This window comes from Streptomyces sp. NPDC088725 (assembly GCF_044751305.1).
Taxonomy (GTDB): domain Bacteria; phylum Actinomycetota; class Actinomycetes; order Streptomycetales; family Streptomycetaceae; genus Streptomyces.
Map to the genome: position 1 here is coordinate 36,041 of NZ_JBIVLO010000007.1, position 17,907 is coordinate 53,947.

Here is a 17,907-nt window from a genome sequence, read left to right on the forward strand (position 1 = left end):
GCTCAGCTGTTCGTGCCCGTGGGGACGATCTGGATGTCGAGGTCGATCCTGATGTTGGAGCCGACCACCGCGATGCCCCGGGCCAGCATCGACTGCCAGTTGACGGTGTAGTCCTCGCGGTGCAGCTCGGTGGTGGCGCGGATGGCCGCGCGGGTCTCGCCGTCCATGCCCTTGCCGAGGCCGAGGTACTGGCTGTCGAGAATGACCGTACGGGTCACGCCGTGCAGCGAGAGCGCCCCGGTGATCGCCCAGTTGTTGCCGCCCCGGTGGGCGAAGCGGTCGCTGTAGAACTCCAGCGTCGGGTAGTTCTCCACGTCCAGGAAGTCGGCGGAGCGCAGGTGGTCGTCGCGCATCCGCACGTTCGTGTCGATCGTCGCGGCGTCGATGACGACGTGCATCGCCGACTGCTCCATCGACTCACCGAGCCGGATCGCCCCGGCGAAGTTGTCGAAGCGGCCGTGGACCCGGGCCAGACCGATGTGCCGGGCGACGAAGCCGATCCTGGAGTGGGACGGCTCGATCTCCCACTCACCGGCGGGCGGCAGCGGGAACGACGGCGCCACCTGAAGCGTCACGTCCCCGAGGCCGCAGTGCTGGCCGCTGTCCGCCACGGACGCGCTGCCCCGGTACGAGGTGAAGCTGTCGGCGGAGATCGCGAGCCGGTACTCCCCGAGAGGGACCATCGCCGCCATCGTGCCGAACGGGTCGGTCTCGCCGCTCACGACCTTGCGGCCGTTGTGATCGCTCACCGTGAACTCGGCCTGCCCGACGGGCTGTCCGACAGGATCCAGCACACGGCAGGTGAGCAGTCCGGCGCCGGGCGGTACGGACAGTCCGGCGAAGGGGTTGTTTCTCTGCTTCGCGGCCGTCCGTCGGCCGAGCAGGCGGCTGATCATGGTCTGCGTACCCCAGTGCGATCGAATCTGCGGGCCGCGTGAGGACACGACATCGACGTCGGAGCGGCCGCCATTGACGAATAGGCATTCGATCACTCTCGTGCTGTTCGAGGCAAACGCACCGACAGGTAGCGAACTATGCGCTCTTCGGCCCCCGTCCGCGCAACCGGGCCCCCGCCCAGGCGACTCGGCCACCGCCCGTGCGACTCGGCCCGGCTCACGCCGGACGGCCCGGCTGACTCCACACGACCAGGCTGGCTCCGCACGGCTGAGTGCCTGTCATATTCGGGAACCGCTCCGCCCCCGCGCCACCGCCCGCAGGTCCGCTCCGGTCCCGGTCACGGCGATGGCACCGTCCCGGTCCGTACGCAGGACCACCGCGCCACCGGCCTCGAGGGCGTCGACCGTCCTGGCCGACGGATGCCCGTACGTGTTGTCCCGGCCACAGCTGATCAGCGCCAGCCGGGGCCGGACCGCGCGGAGCAGCCCGGGGTCCTGATACGCCGACCCGTGATGGGCGACCTTGAGGATGTCGGCGCGGGGCAGCCCGGGATGGTCACGCAACAGGGCCTGCTGGGCCGGTGGTTCGAGGTCGCCGGGCAACAGCAGGGTCGGCCCGCCCGCGATCCGCAGGAACAGGGTGACGCTGGAGTCGTTCGGCCCACCGGCACTCACCCGCGCCCCTGCCGGGGCCGCGCGCGGCCACAGCACCCGCCACGCGAGCGGCCCGACCCGGCGCAGCTCCCCCGCCCGCGCCGGAACGACGGGCACCCGCGCGTCGGCCGCCGTCCGCCGGACGAACGGCGCCTGCTCCCCGGAGTCCGGCAGACTCGTCGTCTCGATCGCACCGACCGATCTGCCGCGCAGCACACCGGGCAGCCCTATGACATGGTCGGCGTGGAAATGGGTGAGCACCAGGAGCGGGATACGGGTGATCCCGAGGTCCCGCAGACAGCGGTCGGCCGATTCGGGGTCGGGCCCCGCGTCCACGACCACCGCCGTACCGTCACCCGCCGCCAGCACCGCGGCATCGCCCTGACCGACGTCACACATCGCGAACCTCCAGCCGGGCGGCGGCCAGCCGCTGACGAGCCGGGTGTACGGCGGCGGCCGTACGACCACCAGAAGCAGAAGCACCGCACAGGACGCGGCGATCCAGGGATGCCGGGCCAGACGGCGCGCGCCGAGCAGGACCAGGGCCGTCAGGGCGGCGAGCAGCAGTCCGCCCGTCCAGCCGCCCGGCCAGTCGGCCTCCGCGCCGGGGAGTGCCGCGCCGGACCTGGCGACGGAGGCGATCCAGCCCGCGGGCCATCCCGCGCAGTGGGCCAGCGCTTTGGCCACGGGCATCGCGAACGGCGCCACGGCGAGCGTCGCGAACCCGAGGACGGTGGCCGGGGCGACGGCCGGCTCTGCGAACAGGTTGCACGGGACCGCCACGAGGCTGACCCTGGCCGCGAACACGGCCACCACGGGAGCGCACACCGCCTGCGCGGCCCCGGCCGCCGCCAGGGTCTCGGCGAGCCGGGGCGGCACCCCGCGCGCCCGCAGCGCCGCGCTCCACCCCGGGCCGATGGTGAGGAGCGCGCCGGTGGCCAGGACGGAGAGCAGGAAGCCGTAACTGCGGGCGAGCCAGGGGTCGTGGAGCACCAGCAGCAGTACGGACGCGGCCAGGGCCGGGATCAGCGTTCTGTGCCGTCCTGTGCCGATGGCAAGGAGCGTGATCAGCCCGCAGGCGGCGGCCCGCAGCACACTCGGATCCGGCCGGCAGACGACCACGAAGGCGAGCGTGAGCACCCCGCCGAGCAGCGCGGTCACCCGCAGCGGAAGCCCCAGGCGCGCGGCGAGCCCGCGCCGCTCGGCTTTGAGGGCCAGCCCCGGCGGCCCGATCAGCAGAGCGAGCACAAGGGTGAGGTTGCTTCCCGAGACGGCGAGCACATGCGTCAGGTCGGTCGCCTTGAAGGCGTCGTGCAGCTCGGGCGTGATCCGCGAGGTGTCCCCGACCACCAGCCCGGGCAGCAGGGCGCGGGCGTCGGGGTCGAGTCCGCCGGTCGCCTCGTGCAGCCCGGCGCGCAGGCCACCCGCTCTGCGCTGGAGGTCACTTGGCTGCCCGATGACCTGCGGTGGCCCGCCGCCCTCCGCTCTCAGGGCTGCCGCGTAACGGTCGTCCTCGTGCATCGGCGGCGCGAGCCCGCCCGTCAGCCGCAGCCGGGTGGAAGGCAGCAGCCGCTGCCACTCACCGGCGTGGCCGCCCGGCGACGCGATCACGAGGACGGGTGTCCTCACCCGGGTGGCGACCCCGCCGGGCGCCGTCACCCGGGTGACCTCCGCGTCGAGGACGAGCGCCCCGTCGGACAGTTGATTCCCCTTGACCCTCGGCCGGGTGGGCCTGGGGTCGGAGGTGACGGTCAATTCCGCCGTGACGCGCGCGTACCGCCCGGCGAGAGCCGGCACGGGCCCGCGCCGTGAGTCGGCACCATGCAGACCGGCGGCTGCCGCCCCCGCCGCCGCGCAGAGCAGCGCCCCGGCGACGGCCACCCGGCTGAGTCCCCGCCCGAGTCGCCGCGCCTCCCCTCGGCCCCGCCCACGCCCGAGCCGCCACGACTCCCCTTGACCCCGCGCACGCCCGCGCCCGAGCCCCGCGCCTGTTCCGCCGGGGCCGCCGCTCCCGGTACGCATCAGGAGCGATGCGAGAAGCAGTCCCGCGGCGACCAGGCACACCAGCACTCCGGTGACGGCCCAGCGACCCGGCGCACCGATCGTGAGGGCTGCCGCGGCCCAGGCCGCCAGTGCCGGAGGGACCAGCCGCAGGTCGGGCGGGGCCTGTTGCCGGGGATCGGCGGCTCCCAGGCGGTGACCGGACTCGGCGTGCACCGTGGCGCGCGTCATGGCCGCACCAGAGGCCGGAGGTCCGCGAACCGGCGGTCGCCGATCCCGCTCACCTCGCGCAGCTGGTCAACGGACCGGAAGCCGCCGTTCTCGGCGCGGTAATCCATGATGTGCCGCGCGAGTACCGGCCCGACTCCGGGAAGCGTCTCCAACTGCTCCGCCGTGGCGCTGTTGAGGCCCACCGGCCCCGGAGGCCCCGCACCGCCACCGCCACCACCGCCGTCCGCCACCCCGGCCGCGGCTCCGGCCGGGACCGGAACGCCCACCAGCACCTGTTCGCCGTCCGTCAGCACCCGCGCCCGGTTGAGCCCGGTGATGTCCGCGCCCGCGCTGACACCACCGGCGGCGCGCAGCGCGTCGGCGACCCTCGAACCGGCCGGCAGCCGCAGAACTCCGGGCCGCCCCACCTTGCCGCTCACGTCCACCACGATCCGGGCGCCGCCGACCACCCCCGGCAGTCCTTCCGGCGAAGGCAACACGCCGTCAGGCTCCGGCTCCGGCACCGACTTCGGAGAGTGACCGGGAACGACCGACCGGCCCAGGCCGACCGGCTCCTCCCGGACCGTCTCCGGCACGCCCACCGACTGCGGTCGCGCGGTCCAGAAATGCTGAGCGGCGAGGATCACCGCGACCACCAGGACCACGGCCAGCGCCCCCAGCGTCTTCGGCTCAAGGCCGTATCGGAGCTGGACCCACATCGGCAGCCGCTCCCGCAACGCCGTCAGCACCCGCTCGCGCCGGCCGCCCGGCGCGTCGTCGGCCACGTACGGCCCGACCAGCGCCCCCTGCTCATGCGACGCCTCAGGACCGACCGGATCGGCCGGCTCGATCCGCCCGGCCGGCCTCAAGCTCGGCGGCATCGGCTCCGTCGCACCCGTGACACCTAAGACACCTGAGACACCTGAGACACCGGCAAAAAGCACGTCAGCGCGGGAACGCGGAGAGACCGGCGCTGTCGCCGAACCCGATGGCGGCAACACAGCAGAGGGCGGAGCCGGCGGCGGGAGCCCCCGCGACGCCCTCACACGCGGGCGGCCTCGGGCGCGCCCATGGCGGGCGCGGACGCGGCGGTCGGATCCCGGGGCGCGACCCGGGCCGCTGGTTGCGGAACGTGTTCGGAGAGCCATGCCACGGGACGGTAGACAGGTCTGCCGGATCCCGCTGATCACGCTCAATTCCGGTGGAAAACCGCCCAGTTGTGGATAACTTCGCCACCCGTACGGGTGTCAGCAGCGCGCGAAACAGAGCAAGATCAGCCGGGATCCCAGCCAGAAGGCCGGCCGGGATCAGCCGGAACCACCCCGCCTCAGCGCGGCGAGATCACGGCCCCCAGCAGTCCCGGCCCGGTGTGCGCACCGATCACCGCGCCCACCTCGCTCACATGCAGCTCGACCAGACCGGGCACCCGCTCACGGAGCCGCTCCGCCAGCGCCGCCGCCCGCTCGGGAGCCGCCAGATGGTGCACGGCGATGTCCACCTCGCTCACCCCCGCGCGCTCGGCGACGATCTCCTCCAGGCGCGCGATCGCCTTCGACGCCGTACGCACCTTCTCCAGCAGTTCGATGCGCCCGCCGTCCAGTTGGAGCAGCGGTTTCACCGCGAGCGCGGAGCCCAGCAGCGCCTGCGCCGCCCCGATCCGGCCGCCCCTGCGCAGGTAGTCCAGCGTGTCGACGTAGAAATACGCGGAGGTCCCCGCCGCGCGTTTCTCCGCCGCCGCCACCGCCTCTTCCAGCGTGCCGTCCGCCTCCGCCGTCGTGGCCGCCGCCAGCGCGCAGAAGCCCAGCGCCATCGCCACCATGCCCGTGTCCACCACCCGGACCGGTACGGGCGCGTCCTTCGCGGCGAGCACGGCCGCGTCGTACGTCCCGGAGAACTCGGCCGACAGGTGCAGGGAGATGATCCCCGTCGCTCCCGCTTCCGCCGCCGCGCGGTACGCGGCCGCGAACATGTCGGGGCTCGGCCGCGACGTCGTCACCGAGCTGCGCTTCTGGAGCGCCAGGGCCAGCGAACGGGCCGAGATCTCGGTCCCCTCTTCCAGCGCGCGGTCACCGAGCACCACGGTCAGCGGCACCGCGGTGATGCCGTGCCGCTCCATCGCCTGCGGCGGCAAATAGGCCGTTGAATCAGTGACGACAGCGACATGGCAGGACATGAGCGGGAGATTACCCGCCGTCGCCCCGGATCGGACCTCCGGGCCCGGCTCAATGATCATTCGCGGCACGGCCCATGTCTCATCCCGTCAGTTCGTGGTTTCCGGACGTTTCCTGGATCCCGGACGGGTGGCCCCGGGGGACTTCTGCCAGGGATAACCGCCCTGCCGCCCGGAGTCCGGCGGCCCGATCGGCTGTGGTCCCTCCGCGGCTGTGCCCTCCGCCGACGGCCACTCCGCCTGCGTCGCCCCTGCCCGCGTTCCCTCGGCCGGTGAAGGCTCTGGCCACGTCGGAGCTGCCCCCGGCTGGTCCGCCCGGGGACCGGCCGCCGGTGCGTCCGCCGCTGACCAATGCCGCAGCGCGCCCGACTCCACGTCGATCTCCGCGCTCAGCGCCGACAGGTCGTCCTCTGCGAATTTGAGCGCGCGGTCGCGCGCCGCCCAGCGCAGCGAGTCGGCCGAATGCGTGATCTTCTCCGTACGCTCGCGCAGTTCCGTGAGGCGCCGGGCCACCCTCGCCCGGTCCGGCTCACGCTCCATCAGCTTCAACTCGTCGTCCAGCTCCCGGCCGTGCACGCTCAGCCGCTCGAAGAGGCCGACCGACTCCGACAGGGACGCGTCCTCGGCGGCGCCCGCGTGCAGCGCGTCCTGCGTGGCGCGCATCGACGTACGCAGTCGGACCCGCAACTGGGCCAGCTCCCCGGGGATGCCGGGCTGCCCGAGGCTCCTGGCTCGCAGCGTGGTGTCCTCGACATTGCGCCGCGCCTGCGTGATCCCGCGTTCGACGCTGAGTTTGGCCGACCTCGCCGCGCCGATCGTCTTGACGCCCACGTACACGCCCAGCGCCACGAAGGCGGCGAAGATCAGTACCAGGATCAGGATCACGACTTCCATCAACGGTCCTTCCGAGTCGGGGGCGCACGTTGTGTACCCCTCCACCGTAAACGCAAAGGGCGGGCCGGTGGTTCCGTCGGAACCACCGGCCCGCCCCGGGAAAAACCCCTGGCGGGAAGCCGCACGCGCGGAAACCGCACGCACGGAGGCCGCACGCCCCGCGCGCCGAAGCTACGCGGGAACGATGTTCACCAGCTTCGGCGCCCGCACGATCACCTTGCGGATACCGGCCCCGTCCAGCGCCGCGACAACCGCCGCGTCACCCAGTGCCAGCGCCTCCAGCTCCGCGTCCGAGATCGACGGCGGAACCTCCAGCCGCGCCTTGACCTTGCCCTTGATCTGCACCACGCAGGTCACGGAATCCTCGACGAGGTACGCGGGATCCGCGACCGGGAAGTCCTGGTGCACGACCGAGTCGGTGTGCCCCAGCTTGCGCCACAGCTCCTCCGAGATGTGCGGCGCCAGCGGCGCGACCAGCAGCACCAGCCGCTCGGCGACCGACCGCGTGAGGGGGCCGCCCGCCTTGGTCAGCTGGTTGTTCAGCTCGGTGATCTTGGCGATGGCGGTGTTGAAGCGCAGCCCGGCCATGTCCTGCGCGACCCCGTCGATCGCCTTGTGCAGCGCGCGCAGGGTGCTCTCGCCGGCGTCCCCGTCCACCACCGTGGCCTCGCCCGTCGCCTCGTCGACGACATTGCGCCACAGCCGCTGGAGCAGCCGGTACTGGCCGACCACGGCGCGCGTGTCCCAGGGACGCGAGACGTCCAGCGGGCCCATCGCCATCTCGTACAGCCGCAGCGTGTCCGCGCCGTACTCGGCGAAGATCTCGTCCGGCGTGACGGCGTTCTTCAGGGACTTGCCCATCTTGCCCAGTACGCGGCTGACCTGCTCGCCCTCGTACCAGTAGGCGCCGTCCCGCTCCTCGACCTCGGCGGCGGGCACCGCGATCCCGCGCGCGTCGCGGTAGACGAACGCCTGGATCATGCCCTGGTTGTACAGCTTGTGGAACGGCTCGACCGACGAGACGACTCCCAGGTCGAACAGGATCTTGGACCAGAAGCGCGCGTACAGCAGGTGCAGCACGGCGTGCTCGGCGCCGCCGACGTACAGGTCGACTCCGCCGTGCGGCCGGCCCTCGCCCGGGCCCATCCAGTACTGCTCGATGGCCGGGTCGACCAGCTTCTCGCTGTTGTGGGGATCCAGGTAGCGCATCTCGTACCAGCACGAACCGGCCCAGTTCGGCATGGTGTTGGTCTCGCGGCGGTAGCGCTTGACGCCCTCGCCCCGGCCGAGGTCCAGCTCGACGTCGACCCAGGCCTCGTTGCGCGACAGCGGCGTCTCGGGCTTGGTGTCCGCGTCGTCCGGATCAAACGTCCGTGGCGAGTAGTCGTCAACCTCCGGCAGTTCCAGCGGCAGCATCGACTCGGGCAGACTGTGGGCGATGCCGTCCTCGTCGTAGACGATCGGGAAGGGCTCGCCCCAGTAGCGCTGCCGGCTGAACAGCCAGTCGCGCAGCCGGAAGTTGACCGTGCCCTCGCCGATCCCGTGCGCGACCAGCCAGTCGGTGATCCGCGCCTTGGCGTCGGCCACGCCCAGACCGTCCAGCGTGATGCCCTCACCGGTCGAGTTGACGATCTTCGCGTCGTACGAGACGAACGCGTCGTCCCACTCCGCGGTGTTCGTCGACCGGCCGTCCGTCGGCTCGACCACACAGCGCACCGGCAGCTCGAAGGCGCGCGCGAACGCGAAGTCGCGGCTGTCGTGCGCCGGTACGGCCATGATCGCGCCGGTGCCGTACCCCATCAGGACGTAGTCCGCGATGAAGACGGGCACCTGCTCGCCGCTGACCGGGTTGGTGGCGTACGCGCCGGTGAAGACACCGGTCTTGTCCTTGGCCTCGGCCTGCCGCTCGACGTCGGACTTCGAGGCGGCCTGCTTGCGGTAGGCGTCGACGGCCTCGGCGGGTGTCGCGTGACCGCCCGTCCACACGTCGTGCGTGCTCTCGGGCCAGGCAGCCGGGACGATCTTCCCGACCAGCTCGTGCTCGGGCGCCAGCACCATGTACGTGGCGCCGAACAGGGTGTCCTGACGGGTGGTGAACACGGTGATGGCGCCCGCGTCCCCGACCTGGAAATCGACACGCGCGCCTTCACTGCGGCCGATCCAGTTGCGCTGCTGCTGCTTGATGGCCTCCGGCCAGTCCAGCTCGTCCAGATCGTTCAGCAGCCGGTCGGCGTACGCGGTGATGCGCATGTTCCACTGCCGCAGCTTCGACTTGAACACCGGGAAGTTGCCGCGCTCGGAACGGCCCTCGGCGGTGACCTCCTCGTTGGCCAGGACGGTGCCCAGACCCGGTGCCCAGTTGACGGGCGCGTCCGAGGCGTAGGCCAGCCGGTAGCCGCCCAGGATGTCGGCGCGCTCGCGGGCGGTCAGCTCACTCCACGCACGGCCGTCCGGCGTGGCACGCCGTCCGCTCTCGAACTGCGCCACCAGCTCGCTGATGGGACGGGCCTTGTCCGCCTCCTTGTCGTACCAGGAGTTGAAGATCTGGACGAAGATCCACTGGGTCCACTTGTAGAAGTCCGGGTCCATCGTGGCGACGGCCCTGCGCTTGTCGTGGCCCAGGCCCAGCCGGCGCAGCTGGGCCGTCATCGTCACCATGTTGGCCTCGGTGGACGTCCTGGGGTGCGTGCCCGTCTGCACGGCGTACTGCTCGGCCGGCAGGCCGAAGGCGTCGAAGCCCAGCGTGTGCAGGACGTTGTAGCCGCTCATGCGCTGGTGGCGGGCGAAGACGTCGGTGGCGATGTAGCCCAGCGGGTGACCGACGTGCAGACCGGCACCCGAGGGGTACGGGAACATGTCCATGACGTACTTCTTGGGCCTGGCGGTCAGCGCCGGGTCACCGGCCAGCTCCCCGGACGGGTTGGGCGCCTCGTACGTGCCCTCGGTGGCCCAGAAGTCCTGCCAGCGTGCCTCGATGTCAGCGGCCATGGCAGCCGTGTAGCGGTGGGGCGCGGCCGACTCTGCGGCAGCGGGGTTCGTCTCGCTCATGGTCCTCTGAAACTCCATCGATCGTCTCTGCCAGCGGATTCGGCTGCGTCTCGGCAAATGAAAAAGCCCCTCGCACAGGAGGGGGCCGCCGCGCTGATTCCGACCGGATCGTTCATCCGTCGGGACTGATCAGCGCGGCTCACTAAGCAGAAGGCGTACGGCACGCATGGCCTCAGGCTACCGCAGGGCCCGGACGGCACGCACGGCAGTTCGCTGCGCCCGCACGCCGCTCCGACGCCGCCCGGACGACGAACAAGAAGAAGCGGGCCACCCGATCCGGATGACCCGCTTCTTCCTGCTTACTTTTCGATCCACTGTGGAGCTAAGGAGAATTGAACTCCTGACCTCCTGCATGCCATGCAGGCGCTCTACCAACTGAGCTATAGCCCCGTGTTGTGTACCGCTCCGGGGTATCCCTTGCGGCATCGACAACATTAACGGCACCGGCGCCCACTGCCAAATCGCTTACCGCGCGGACGTGTGGGCGGCGGAACGAGACTCGCGAACGGGGGCCGGACGCGGCCCGGATCAGGCCTGTGGGCCAGGCTCGTTGACGAGACCTGTGGACCGAGCCCGTGGACCGAGCCCGTGGACCGAGCCCGTGGACCGAGCCCGTGGTTCAGACCGGTGGACCGAGCCCGTGGTTCAGGCGGTGGCGAACGAGTAGAAGCGCTTCAGCGTGCAGTGATCGTCCAGGAGACGGCCGTAGATCGGCTCGCCCTCGAGTTCGCGGTAGGTCTCGATGGGGTCGCCTTTTATGATCAGCGCCCGCGCGCACTCCTCGCACCAGTACTGGAAGTCGGGGTTGAGCGGATCCATGTCCCGGACGATGGGCGTACCGCTGCCGCACCAGTCGCATGTACGCCTGTGCGCACCCATCACTCAGCTCCAGCCGCGGCCGCAGGCCGCGCACACACAGGACACACAGGACATGCGGAACACCCGGGCACGCAGGTCATCAGCTCCTCGACGCCGCTGGCGGACATGGTGCTCTTCCTCCTGGTCCGGGCACTCGTCCCCTCCCGGCCGTCCGATTCTGCCATGAGCGGCCGCGCCGCCGGTACAGCCTCCGGTACAGAAAAATCCCGCCCCCTGCCGGGGACGGGATTCTTGATTGTGGAGCTAAGGAGAATTGAACTCCTGACCTCCTGCATGCCATGCAGGCGCTCTACCAACTGAGCTATAGCCCCGCGTGTTCTTCGCGCTCCGCGCTGCGAACAAGAAGAACTTTAGCCTGCGACCTGCCGGAAAGTGAAATCCGCCCGGTCCAGCCCGGGGAGAGCGTTCAGTCGTCGTCGCCGAGCACCGGCTCCGGGAGCGTTCCCGCGTTGTGCTCCAGCAGGCGCCAACCTCGCGCGCCTTCGCCGAGGACCGACCAGCAGCAGTTCGAGAGGCCGCCGAGGCCCTCCCAGTGGTGCGATTCGAGGCCCAGCATCCGGCCGATCGTGGTGCGGATCGCGCCGCCGTGGCTGACCACGACGAGTGTGCCGTCGTCGGGCAGCTTCTCGGCGTGCTCGATCACCACGGGGGCCGCGCGGTCCGCGACCTCCGTCTCCAGCTCGCCGCCACCGCGCCGTATGGGCTCGCCGCGCTTCCAGGCCGCGTACTCCTCGCCGTACCTGGCGATGATCTCGTCGTTGGTCAGGCCCTGCCAGACCCCCGCGTACGTCTCACGGAGTCCCGCGTCGTACGTGATGTCGAGGCCGGTGACGGCGGACAGCTCGGCGGCCGTGGCGGCGGCCCGCCGAAGGTCGGAGGCGATGATCGCGTCCGGCTTCAGCGAGGCCAGCAGCCGGGCAGCGCGGTGCGCCTGGGCGACGCCCTCGGAGGTCAGCTCGATGTCGGTGGAACCCTGGAAACGGTTCTCCAGATTCCAGGCCGTCTGGCCGTGCCGCCACAGGACGATGCGGCGGCCCCTGCCGCGTCTGCTGCCGTTCAGCTCTGCTCACCGTCCGCGTCACCGGCGGAACCGGTGAGTTCGGCGTGCTCCTGGGCCTTGCCGCGGGTCTTCACGGCGTCCTCGGGCAGGGGCAGCTCGGGGCAGTCCTTCCACAGGCGCTCGAGCGCGTAGAAGACACGCTCCTCGCTGTGCTGGACGTGCACGACGATGTCGACGTAGTCCAGGAGGATCCAGCGGGCGTCCCGGTCGCCTTCGCGGCGCACCGGCTTGACGCCCAGCTCCTTCTGAAGCCGCTCTTCGATCTCGTCGACGATCGACTTGACCTGGCGGTCGTTGGGCGCGGAGGCGAGCACGAAGGCGTCCGTGATGGACAGCACATCGCTGACGTCGTACGCGATGATGTCGTGTCCGAGCCGGTCGGCTGCCGCCTGGGCGGCGGTGTTGACCAGTTCGATGGAGCGATCAGTAGCGGTCACTGGCAGGCTTTCGTCGACGGTGGTGGAGTTACCCAGGATCTCACGGACCACCGACAGCCCGGACAAGAGCGGGCCGGGCCGGGGGCAGCACCCCGGCCCGGCCGGTCCCCGCCCTAGTCGGCCTTGTAGTCCCCGCCCAGGACCACGGAGACGTCGGCCTTCGCGTCGGCCTTGCCCGTCTTGACCGCGCTCGCCGGCAGACCCAGCGTCTTTGCGATCTCCTCCGCCTGCGCCTTGTTCTCCTGCGTGGCGTAGGTGACCTGCGAAGACGTCACCGCCGCCGCCGTTCCCGCGTCCACGAAGCTGTAGCCGGCGTTGACCAGCGAGATACGCGCGGACTCCGCCGCGTCCTTGTCGCCGCTGGCGTTCTTCACCCCGATACGGACGGCCGCGCCCTCCTCCGGAGCGCTGACCGAGCCGCCCAGGATGTCCTTCACCACACTCTCCGAAGCCTGCTCGCTGAGCGTGCCGTCCGGCTGGACGGGCAGGACGGCGGACTTGTAGTCGCCCTCCTTGGCGTGCTCGGCGAGCTTGGCGAGCGAGGCGCCGAGATCCGCCTCCGTCAGGGACGGGTCGAGGATCTGCGCCAGGGTCTCGACGGTGGTCGTCGCGGCCTTCGGGTCGTCCGACATCTTCCGCAGGACGGCCTGGAGGACCTGGCCGAAGCGCTGGAGCTGCCTGGCCTCGGGTTCGCCGGGGGCCAGGTAGGTCGCGTAGGCGACGGCCATGTTCCCGCTGAGCGTCTGGTTCTCGCCCTTCTTCACCAGCGGAGTCGCGCCCTTCTTGGCGTCGGGGACGTCGACGTCGGTGGTCACGTCGACATTGCCGACCAGCTCGACCAGGTTGTCGAGGTACGGGGTGTCGAGCCGCCAGGTGCCGGTGACCTTGGTACCGAGGAGGGTGCCGATGGCCTCGCGGGTGCCGTCGGAGCCGTCCTCGTCCACGGACTTGCCGAGCGTGGTGGTCGTGCCGTCGTCGTTGGCGACGGAGAGGGAGTTCGGCAGCAGGACGGTGGTGCCCTGGCCGGTCGTCTCGTTGTTGACCAGCAGCGCCGTGGACGTGCCCTTCTTCTTGGTGTTGTGCAGGTGGACCACGATCACATCGCGCTTCTGCGGTCCCGCCGCCGCGCTCCCCTTCGCGTCCGCCGCGCCGGTACCGGGCAGCTTGCCCGCGTACCAGAGGTAGCCGACGCCACCGACGAGCACCAGCGCCAGGACGACGACGAGCGCCACGACGCGGCTGCGGCCCCGACGCCTGGCTTCCTCACGGCGCTCCGAGCGGCTCTCGGTGAAGGCGAGCCAGTCGATGACGTCTTCGGACTCGGCGTCGGGCTCTTCTATGAACGCGAACTGTTCGGTCCGGTAGTCGCGGTCCTGCGGCGCGCGGTCCTGCGGGGCGCGGCGCTGCTCGGGCACGACGGGCTGCTCGGGCTCGTCCTGACGCTCTTCCTGCCGGTTGTCCTGACGCTCGTCGTAGCGTTCCTCGGCCCGGACGGAACCGGAACCGGGAGCGGGAGCGGGACCGGAAACTGACGAGGGGCCGGCCTGCTGGTGCGGGATGTTCCACTGCTGGGTGGTGTCGACGACCGCGGGCTGCTGACCGGTGTCGTACGCCGGCTGCTGACCGGTGTCGTAGGCCGGCTGCCGGCCTGTGTCGTAGCCGTAGTCGTTCTGGTAGCCGTAGCCCTGTTGCTGCTGGGGCTGGGCGTACGGGTCGTACTGCTGCGGCTGTTGCGGCTGGGCGTACGGGTCGTACCCCTGCGTCTGCCCCTGGCCCTGCGCCTGCCCCTGCTGCGGCTGCCCGTAGGCGTCGTACTGCTGCTGGGCCTGCTGCTGATACACCGGCTGCCCGTACTCGTCGTACCCGACGATCTGCGGCTGCTGCTGCGCGTAATACGGGTCGTAGGGATCGTACGGCTGCTGATCGTTCACCGGTGGGTGCCCCTCTCCGTGGCTCACTCGCCGCGGTACAACTGGCGCTTGTCGATGTAGCGCACCACACCGTCCGGCACCAGGTACCAGACCGGATCGCCCTTGGCGACCCGTCCCCGGCAGCCGGTCGACGAGATGGCCAGGGCGGGAACCTCCATCAGGGACACCCCGCCCTTGGGCAGTCCGTCGGCCGTCAGGTCGTGACCGGGACGGGTGACTCCGATGAAGTGGGCGAGCGAGAACAGCTCTTCGTGGTCGCGCCAGCTCAGAATCTGCGAGAGCGCGTCGGCGCCGGTGATGAAGAAGAGGTCGGCGTCGTCGTTGAGCGCGCGCAGATCCCGCAGGGTGTCGATCGTGTACGTCGGACCGCCGCGGTCGATGTCGATACGGCTGACCGAGAACTGCGGGTTGGACGCTGTCGCGATGACCGTCATCAGGTAACGGTCCTCGGCGAGAGAGACCGCCCGCTCGCTCTTCTGCCACGGCTGCCCGGTCGGTACGAACATCACCTCGTCGAGATGGAACAGGGCCGCCACTTCGCTGGCCGCCACGAGGTGTCCATGGTGGATCGGATCGAACGTCCCACCCATCACGCCGAGTCGGCGCTTGCCGCCACCGGAACCGGAGCCGGTAGGCACTTGCTGCTCTCCCATGCGTCCAGAGCCTACTGGCACAGACTTACGCCCCTGTCCCGGTGGTCCGGGCTCAGCGGTCCCGGTTGAAGCGCGTGGTGATCCACAGCAGCAGCAGGAGGATGAACAGCGCGCCGCCTCCGGTGAGGTAGGGGCTCAGGCTTTCGTGGTTGCCGCCGTGCTCGGCGCCCTCGGCGAGAGTGACCAGATGGGCGGCGGTGCCGTTGAGGCTCATCTTCAGCAGGACCTATTCGTCAAGGAGTCGGAAGAGTCAGAGGGTCGGAGGAGTCGGAACGAGAATTCCCGGGGAGCATTTTGCCGGAGTCGCTGGAGATCCCGGCGCGAGGACTCCGGGCGGCGACTCCGAGCCGGGACTTCGGGCACATCGTATGCGGGCACCCTCCGCCCGCTCACGCCGACTCAGTCGTTCTTGTCGTTGTCGCTGTATCCGCGCAGCAGGAACCAGGCGAGGAAGACGGCCCCGACCATCGAGACGATCAGGACGATCCGCAGCGTGGCACCGGGCCCCTGCTGATCGGACGCCGCTGCGGCGAGCCATGTGGCGGATTCCGGCATGTCAGGTGCGCTCCTCGGTTCAGTTCGGCCCTGCGCTCCGGAGGGCCGTTCCGGAACGTACGGGGAGTGTCCCCGGAGAAACCCGGCCGCGGTCCCCCGCCACACGGTAGACCCAGCACCTACGCTGATCCCTTCAGGGGGACGAGCCTTGGACTCGTACGAACAGGGGATTTCCATGAGCGAAGACAGTCGCGAAGCCGCCGGTGACAGAGACGTGCCAATGCGCAAGCGCAGGCGTTTCCCCGGCATCTCTTCACGGACGTACGAACATCCCGCGGACCGTTCCGCGCTGGTCGCGCTGCGCAGACTCAGCGGTTTCGACACGGTCTTCAAGGCCCTGAGCGGGCTGCTGCCCGAGCGCAGTCTGCGGTTGCTCTTCCTCTCCGACTCCGTCCGGGTGAGTGAGGCTCAGTTCGCCCATCTGCACGGGATACTCCGGGACGCCTGTTACATCCTGGACCTCCAGAAGATCCCGGTGATGTACGTCGCGCAGGATCCGCGGCCCAACGCCATGTGCGTCGGCCTGGACGAGCCGCTCATCGTGGTCACCACGGGCCTGGTGGAGCTGCTCGACGAGGAGGAGATGCGGGCGGTCGTGGGCCACGAGGTGGGTCACGCCCTCTCCGGTCACTCCGTCTACCGGACGATCCTGCTCTTCCTCACCGACCTCGCGCTGAAGGTCGCCTGGATCCCGCTCGGCAATGTCGCGATCATGGCGATCGTGACGGCGCTGCGCGAGTGGTTCCGCAAGTCGGAGCTGTCGGCGGACCGGGCCGGGCTGCTGGTCGGCCAGGACCTGCGGGCGTCGATGCGCGGTCTGATGAAGATCGCGGGCGGCAATCATCTGCACGAGATGAACGTGGACGCGTTCCTGGAGCAGGCCGAGGAGTACGAGTCGAGCGGCGACCTGCGCGATTCGGTGCTGAAGATCATGAACGTGCTGCCGCGCTCGCACCCGTTCGCCACGGTGCGCGCCGCCGAGCTGAAGAAGTGGGCGGAGAGCCGCGACTACCAGCGGATCATGGACGGCCACTACCCCCGGCGCGACGAGGACAAGGACGCCTCGGTCAGGGACTCGTTCCGTGAGTCGGCCGCCCACTACGCCGACACGGTGCGGGGCAGCAAGGATCCGCTGATGAAGCTGGTCGGCGACATCACGGGCGGGGCCGGCGACCTGGGCGGCAAGCTGCGCGACCGGTTCACGGGCGGCGGCGGTCCCGGTACCAAGCCGGGCGACGGAACCGCGCCGGGCGACAGCAACGCGGCGGGCGACGGAAACACGCCCGGCGACACGGACGGGCCGGGCTCCGGCGGCCCCGCCGCCGGGACCGAGTAGTCGGGACCGAGCAGGACGGGCGAGCCGAGGCCCGGCGTCTCAGCCGCCGGGCCTCGGCTCCGCCGCCGGGTCCAGAGCGCCGCAGAGCGCGGCTCCCGCCGTTCCCAGGGCGTACGGGTTGGTGTCGGCCGGTCCCGTGCTCGCGGCCCGCTGACCGGCCAGCAGTGGCCGCAGCGTGTCCGGCACGGTGGCCGTGCAGGCCTGCGGACCGGCCTTGACCTCGCTGCCGAGCACCTCCGTACGGTGCTGCTGCAGCGCGTCGGCGTCGAAGCGGAAGCGCACCTCGCGCCGGACGACGTAGAGCGAGGCGTCCCTGACGGGCAGCTTGTCCGACTTCGCGGGCCGCAGCGCGTAGACGAACGTGTGGTCGGCGACGACCTCCAGGGCTCCGGGGCCCCGGTCCAGGACGGTGAGCGTGCCGCGTACCCGTACCTGCGCGTCGGCGGGCGCCACCTGCGCCGGGTCGAAGCGCACCAGCCAGCCGGCCAGGGCGTGCCGGCCGCCCGGATCCCCCGCTGCCAGACTCCGGTCGAACTGGCTGAGCTGATCGGGGTCGATCAGCGTCCGTACGGGCTGGACCGTCCGGCCGGCGAGGACGTCGGGATCCAGCGAGGACGCCACGAGATAGTCCTTGACGGTGATCAGCGCCGCCACGACCTGGCTCTCCGTGAAGTTCTTCGTGTTCCGGACGGTGGGCAGCGTGATGCCGGAGGCGCCGGAGCGGAACCGCGCGGCCGGGCTGTGCGCGAACAGGTCGGCGGGTCTGCCGCCGGGCACGGGGCCGCGCGGAGCCAGCGGCATGACGGTCATCCGCGGCTGCTCGGCGCCCGGGTCGCCGCCCGGTGGGCGGTACGGGTGACGCACCCCGAGGTAGATCGCGGCGCCGAAGGCGAGCGTGACCACGAGGACGAGCATCAGCAGCTGCCTCGACGCGCTGCGCAGGCCCCTCTTCGACACCCGGGGAGGCATGGTCCGCACGGCGGGTGTGTGGTCGCCCATCCGCTCCCGCGCGGAGAACTCCTGGAGGCGGGCAGCACGAATGAACGATTCGTCGAAGACGACGGACCGGTACTCGTCATCACTGCCGCCGGGGAGCCCTTCGGACGGCCCCTGAGGTGGGTCTCCGCGCTCTGCCATACCTTCAGGGTAGGTCGGAATCGGACACCATAAACGCCCTGCCAGG

15 protein-coding genes and 2 tRNA genes are annotated in these 17,907 nt (G+C 70.8%); 1 reads left to right on the top strand and 16 read right to left on the bottom strand.

Going from position 1 to position 17,907, the window contains the following annotated elements; genetic code table 11:
• Positions 1 to 2: 2 nt before the first annotated feature.
• From ACIP6N_RS18865 to ACIP6N_RS18935, 15 genes are all read right to left on the bottom strand, one after another.
• Positions 3 to 896: a YceI family protein gene (locus tag ACIP6N_RS18865; RefSeq protein WP_401816948.1), complete on the bottom strand. Its 894-nt coding sequence runs from the start codon at positions 894 to 896 to the stop codon at positions 3 to 5.
• A 279-nt stretch (positions 897 to 1,175) separates the two neighbouring features.
• Entirely contained in the window at positions 1,176 to 3,782 is a 2,607-nt protein-coding gene (locus ACIP6N_RS18870; RefSeq protein ID WP_401816950.1) for a ComEC/Rec2 family competence protein, read from the bottom strand.
• On the bottom strand, positions 3,779 to 4,642 hold the full coding sequence (locus tag ACIP6N_RS18875; RefSeq protein WP_401816952.1) for a helix-hairpin-helix domain-containing protein: 864 nt from the start codon (positions 4,640 to 4,642) through the stop codon (positions 3,779 to 3,781). The genes ACIP6N_RS18870 and ACIP6N_RS18875 overlap by 4 nt, the downstream gene beginning before the upstream one ends.
• Positions 4,643 to 5,088: 446 nt before the next feature.
• Entirely contained in the window at positions 5,089 to 5,934 is an 846-nt protein-coding gene (locus ACIP6N_RS18880; RefSeq protein WP_401816953.1) for a DegV family protein, read from the bottom strand.
• Positions 5,935 to 6,021: 87 nt separating this feature from the next.
• On the bottom strand, positions 6,022 to 6,825 hold the full coding sequence (locus tag ACIP6N_RS18885; RefSeq protein ID WP_401816955.1) for a hypothetical protein: 804 nt from the start codon (positions 6,823 to 6,825) through the stop codon (positions 6,022 to 6,024).
• A 171-nt stretch (positions 6,826 to 6,996) separates the two neighbouring features.
• Entirely contained in the window at positions 6,997 to 9,873 is a 2,877-nt protein-coding gene (gene leuS, locus ACIP6N_RS18890; protein ID WP_401816956.1) for a leucine--tRNA ligase, read from the bottom strand.
• 317 nt (positions 9,874 to 10,190) lie between these two features.
• Positions 10,191 to 10,263 (bottom strand) — tRNA-Ala (locus ACIP6N_RS18895).
• Positions 10,264 to 10,518: 255 nt separating this feature from the next.
• The gene (locus ACIP6N_RS18900) at positions 10,519 to 10,752 is read right to left on the bottom strand and encodes a hypothetical protein (RefSeq protein WP_401816957.1); all 234 of its coding nucleotides are present in this window, start codon (positions 10,750 to 10,752) and stop codon (positions 10,519 to 10,521) included.
• Positions 10,753 to 10,990: 238 nt separating this feature from the next.
• Positions 10,991 to 11,063 (bottom strand) — tRNA-Ala (locus ACIP6N_RS18905).
• A gap of 95 nt (positions 11,064 to 11,158) precedes the next feature.
• Positions 11,159 to 11,812: a histidine phosphatase family protein gene (locus ACIP6N_RS18910; protein ID WP_401817371.1), complete on the bottom strand. Its 654-nt coding sequence runs from the start codon at positions 11,810 to 11,812 to the stop codon at positions 11,159 to 11,161.
• Entirely contained in the window at positions 11,809 to 12,249 is a 441-nt protein-coding gene (gene rsfS, locus ACIP6N_RS18915) for a ribosome silencing factor (RefSeq protein WP_401816958.1), read from the bottom strand. The genes ACIP6N_RS18910 and rsfS overlap by 4 nt, the downstream gene beginning before the upstream one ends.
• 113 nt (positions 12,250 to 12,362) lie before the next feature.
• The gene (locus tag ACIP6N_RS18920; protein ID WP_401816959.1) at positions 12,363 to 14,180 is read right to left on the bottom strand and encodes an LCP family protein; all 1,818 of its coding nucleotides are present in this window, start codon (positions 14,178 to 14,180) and stop codon (positions 12,363 to 12,365) included.
• 23 nt (positions 14,181 to 14,203) lie between these two features.
• Positions 14,204 to 14,833, bottom strand: coding sequence for a nicotinate-nucleotide adenylyltransferase (gene nadD, locus ACIP6N_RS18925; RefSeq protein WP_401816960.1), 630 nt, complete (start codon positions 14,831 to 14,833; stop codon positions 14,204 to 14,206).
• A gap of 52 nt (positions 14,834 to 14,885) precedes the next feature.
• On the bottom strand, positions 14,886 to 15,047 hold the full coding sequence (locus ACIP6N_RS18930) for a hypothetical protein (protein ID WP_401816961.1): 162 nt from the start codon (positions 15,045 to 15,047) through the stop codon (positions 14,886 to 14,888).
• 185 nt (positions 15,048 to 15,232) lie between these two features.
• Positions 15,233 to 15,388 (bottom strand): hypothetical protein, encoded by a 156-nt coding sequence (locus ACIP6N_RS18935; RefSeq protein WP_401816963.1) that lies wholly within the window; start codon positions 15,386 to 15,388, stop codon positions 15,233 to 15,235.
• A gap of 175 nt (positions 15,389 to 15,563) precedes the next feature.
• Here ACIP6N_RS18935 and ACIP6N_RS18940 point away from each other — a divergent pair, with 175 nt between their 5' ends.
• The gene (locus ACIP6N_RS18940) at positions 15,564 to 16,724 is read left to right on the top strand and encodes a M48 family metallopeptidase (protein WP_401816965.1); all 1,161 of its coding nucleotides are present in this window, start codon (positions 15,564 to 15,566) and stop codon (positions 16,722 to 16,724) included.
• A gap of 39 nt (positions 16,725 to 16,763) precedes the next feature.
• On the opposite strand, the gene ACIP6N_RS18945 is transcribed toward ACIP6N_RS18940, so the two are convergent.
• Positions 16,764 to 17,861, bottom strand: a complete 1,098-nt coding sequence (locus ACIP6N_RS18945) for a hypothetical protein (RefSeq protein WP_401816966.1) — start codon at positions 17,859 to 17,861, stop codon at positions 16,764 to 16,766.
• Between the last annotated feature and the right edge of the window lie 46 nt (positions 17,862 to 17,907).

Excerpts from the sequence above, each read along its gene's own strand:
- ACIP6N_RS18885 (WP_401816955.1), bottom strand. The coding sequence starts at position 6,825 with ATGGAAGTCGTGATCCTGATCCTGGTACTGATCTTCGCCGCCTTCGTG.
- ACIP6N_RS18865 (WP_401816948.1), bottom strand. The coding sequence starts at position 896 with ATGATCAGCCGCCTGCTCGGCCGACGGACGGCCGCGAAGCAGAGAAAC.
- nadD (WP_401816960.1), bottom strand. The coding sequence starts at position 14,833 with ATGGGAGAGCAGCAAGTGCCTACCGGCTCCGGTTCCGGTGGCGGCAAG.
- ACIP6N_RS18880 (WP_401816953.1), bottom strand. The coding sequence starts at position 5,934 with ATGTCCTGCCATGTCGCTGTCGTCACTGATTCAACGGCCTATTTGCCG.
- ACIP6N_RS18935 (WP_401816963.1), bottom strand. The coding sequence starts at position 15,388 with ATGCCGGAATCCGCCACATGGCTCGCCGCAGCGGCGTCCGATCAGCAG.
- ACIP6N_RS18900 (WP_401816957.1), bottom strand. The coding sequence starts at position 10,752 with ATGGGTGCGCACAGGCGTACATGCGACTGGTGCGGCAGCGGTACGCCC.
- ACIP6N_RS18875 (WP_401816952.1), bottom strand. The coding sequence starts at position 4,642 with ATGCCGCCGAGCTTGAGGCCGGCCGGGCGGATCGAGCCGGCCGATCCG.
- ACIP6N_RS18945 (WP_401816966.1), bottom strand. The coding sequence starts at position 17,861 with ATGGCAGAGCGCGGAGACCCACCTCAGGGGCCGTCCGAAGGGCTCCCC.
- leuS (WP_401816956.1), bottom strand. The coding sequence starts at position 9,873 with ATGAGCGAGACGAACCCCGCTGCCGCAGAGTCGGCCGCGCCCCACCGC.
- ACIP6N_RS18930 (WP_401816961.1), bottom strand. The coding sequence starts at position 15,047 with ATGAGCCTCAACGGCACCGCCGCCCATCTGGTCACTCTCGCCGAGGGC.
- ACIP6N_RS18870 (WP_401816950.1), bottom strand. The coding sequence starts at position 3,782 with ATGACGCGCGCCACGGTGCACGCCGAGTCCGGTCACCGCCTGGGAGCC.
- ACIP6N_RS18940 (WP_401816965.1), top strand. The coding sequence starts at position 15,564 with ATGAGCGAAGACAGTCGCGAAGCCGCCGGTGACAGAGACGTGCCAATG.